Genomic DNA, 2,461 nt, shown 5'->3' on the forward strand with positions numbered 1-2,461 from the left:
CCGGGCCGGGCCCGCCCCCCCGGCCCGGCACCCGCGGGGCCCGGGGCCGGCACGGCCCCGCGCCGCCGGCCCTTGCCCCCGGGCGCGCCGCGGCGGCCGTACGCCCCCCCAACAGGCCGCGGGCCGGGGGGTACGGCCGCCGGGCCCCGGCCCGGTGGCGCGGCGGGCGCAGCGCCGGCACCGGGACGGGGACGGGACGGGGACGGGGCGGAGCCGGGACGGGGCCCGGTGGTGGCGGGGGGCGGGGGTCAGGCGGCGGTCCAGCCGCCGTCGACGGCCATCGCGGCCCCGGTGACGAACGAGGCCCGGCCGCTGCACAGCCACGCCGCGGCCTGGGCCACCTCCTCGGGACGGGCCATGCGCTTCTGCGCCGAGCGGGCCACGAAGGACTCCTCCAGCGCGGGCGCCTGGGCCAGCACATCGTCCATCAGCTCGGTCCGGGTACTGCCCACCACCAGCGCGTTGACCCGGATGCCCTGACGGCCGTACTCCTCGGCCGCGGCCCGGGTCAGACCGATCACCCCGTGCTTGGCCGCCACATACGGCGCCGCAGCCCCGGTGGCCACCACCCCCGCCACACTGGCGGTATTGACGATCGCACCGCCGCGCCCGCCCGCGAGCATCTGCGCGACCTGCGCCTTCAGACAGTTCCAGGCCCCGCGCAGATTCACCTCCACAATCCGGTCGAACACCTCGTCGTCCGTCTCGTGCAGGCGCGTGCCCGCCGTCGCCCAGCCCGCGTTGTTGAACGCCGCGTCCAGGGACCCGAAGACATCGACCGCCTCCTCCACCGCCCGCACCGCGTCCTGGGCCACCGTGACGTCCCCCGCCACCGCCAGCGCCCGCCCGCCCGCCGCCTCGATCTCCCCCACCAGCACCCGCAACCGCTCCCGGCGCCGCGCCATCAGCACCACCGCCGCCCCCTCCGCCGCGAACAACCGCGCCGCGGCCGCACCGATCCCGCTCGAGGCCCCCGTAATCATCACCGTCGCCCCGCCCAGCAGATCCCGCCCCGCTCCCAGACCATCCCTCACCAGCAAACCCCTCCCCATCCGAACCCGTATAGGACACACACCCGCCACCCACCGACCCGGCGCTACGCCAGTACGGCAACACAGCGGTGCGCGGACGTACTGATACACCGACGCGCCCCTCGACCCGCCGGCCAGCCGACGCACCGGCCAGCCGGCCTGCGGACGTACGGACGTACGGACGAACCGATGTGCCGACCCGCCGGCGCACCGGCCTGCCGACCTACCGTTGTGCCGACCTGCCGGCGCACCGATCTGCCGATCTGCCGATCTGCCGTTGTGCCGTTGTGCCGTTGCGCCGATCTGCGGACGTACCGGCGTACCGGCCTGCGGACGTACGGACGTACTGATGCGCCGGCGTGCGCACTGACATGCCGGTCTGCCGGTGTACCGGTGTACCGGTGTGCCGGGAAGCACGCGGCGCTGCCGGGCCGTTCGCGCACACCGGCAGCAGAAACCTTTCCCCGTCCCCGGGCCCCTCTTCCCTCACTCCGCCCTCCCACTCCCCCGCCCGCTGCCGGACACCGCAACCCCGGTGAAAACGAGGGCCGGGACGTGCCGGGTTGGCCGGGTCGGGGCGAGGACGGGCAGGCGGCCCCCTGGGCCGGGGGCGGCAGGGCACCGGCATTCCGGGGAGGCCGGGGCGGGGCGCGGGCCGCTGCGCGGAGCGAAGCGGCCGGGGCCGGGGCCGGGCTAGGCGAAGTAGCGGGCATGGCGCCGGGCCCAGTCGGCGAAGTCGGCCGGGGCACGGCCCAGCACCTGCCGCACCCCCGGGCCCACCCCCGCTTTCGCCCCGGCCCGCTGGCGCTCGGCACTGTGCAGCAGCGCCCGCGCGTACGGCTCGGGATACCGGCCGCGCCACAGCCGCCACGCCTCCCCCACCTCCAGCTCCTCGAACCGCAGCGGCCGCCCCAGCACCCGCGCCAGCACCGCCGTCTGTTCCCGCGCACACACCGGCCCCGGCCCCGTCAGCTCATAACAGCGCCCCGCATGACCGGGCGTGGTCAGCACCCGCGCGGCCACCGCCGCCACATCCCCCGGATCCACACACGCATTCACCGACGACCCGTACACCGCACGCACCACCCCCCGCTCCCGCACCAACGGCGCCCAGGCAAGCGCCTTGGACATGAACGCCCGCGGACGCAGCAGCGTCCACGGCAGACCACACCCCCGCACCCGCTCCTCACACGCCCGCTGCCAGCACGTGATCACATCACCGGCCCCCGTATCGGCCACCGCCAGCGCGGACAGCTTCACCACATGCCCCACCCCTGCCCGCACCGCCGCCTCCAGCACCCGCACATCATGATCAGGCCGCAACGGGTCACTGGTGATCAGCAGCAGCGCGTCCATCCCCGCCAGCGCCCGCTCCAGCGACCGCCCGTCCCCGAAATCCGCCCGCACCACCTGCCCGCCCACCCCCGCCC

General features: G+C 76.2%; 2 protein-coding genes. Both read right to left on the reverse strand.

Annotated features, from left to right (window positions below; all coding sequences use genetic code 11):
- Positions 1-248: 248 nt before the first annotated feature.
- Complete coding sequence (locus IG74_RS0144285; protein ID WP_030689425.1) at positions 249-983, reverse strand: SDR family NAD(P)-dependent oxidoreductase; 735 nt, start codon at positions 981-983, stop codon at positions 249-251.
- A 741-nt stretch (positions 984-1,724) separates the two neighbouring features.
- Positions 1,725-2,461: NAD(P)H-binding protein (locus IG74_RS0144290; protein WP_037827300.1), on the reverse strand; the 737-nt coding region annotated here is incomplete at its 5' end.

The sequence above is a fragment of the Streptomyces sp. NRRL B-1347 genome (assembly GCF_000720325.1).
Classification (GTDB): Bacteria; Actinomycetota; Actinomycetes; order Streptomycetales; family Streptomycetaceae; genus Streptomyces.

Coding starts and splice junctions, on each gene's coding strand:
- IG74_RS0144285 (WP_030689425.1), bottom strand. CDS start 983: ATGATTACGGGGGCCTCGAGCGGGATCGGTGCGGCCGCGGCGCGGTTG.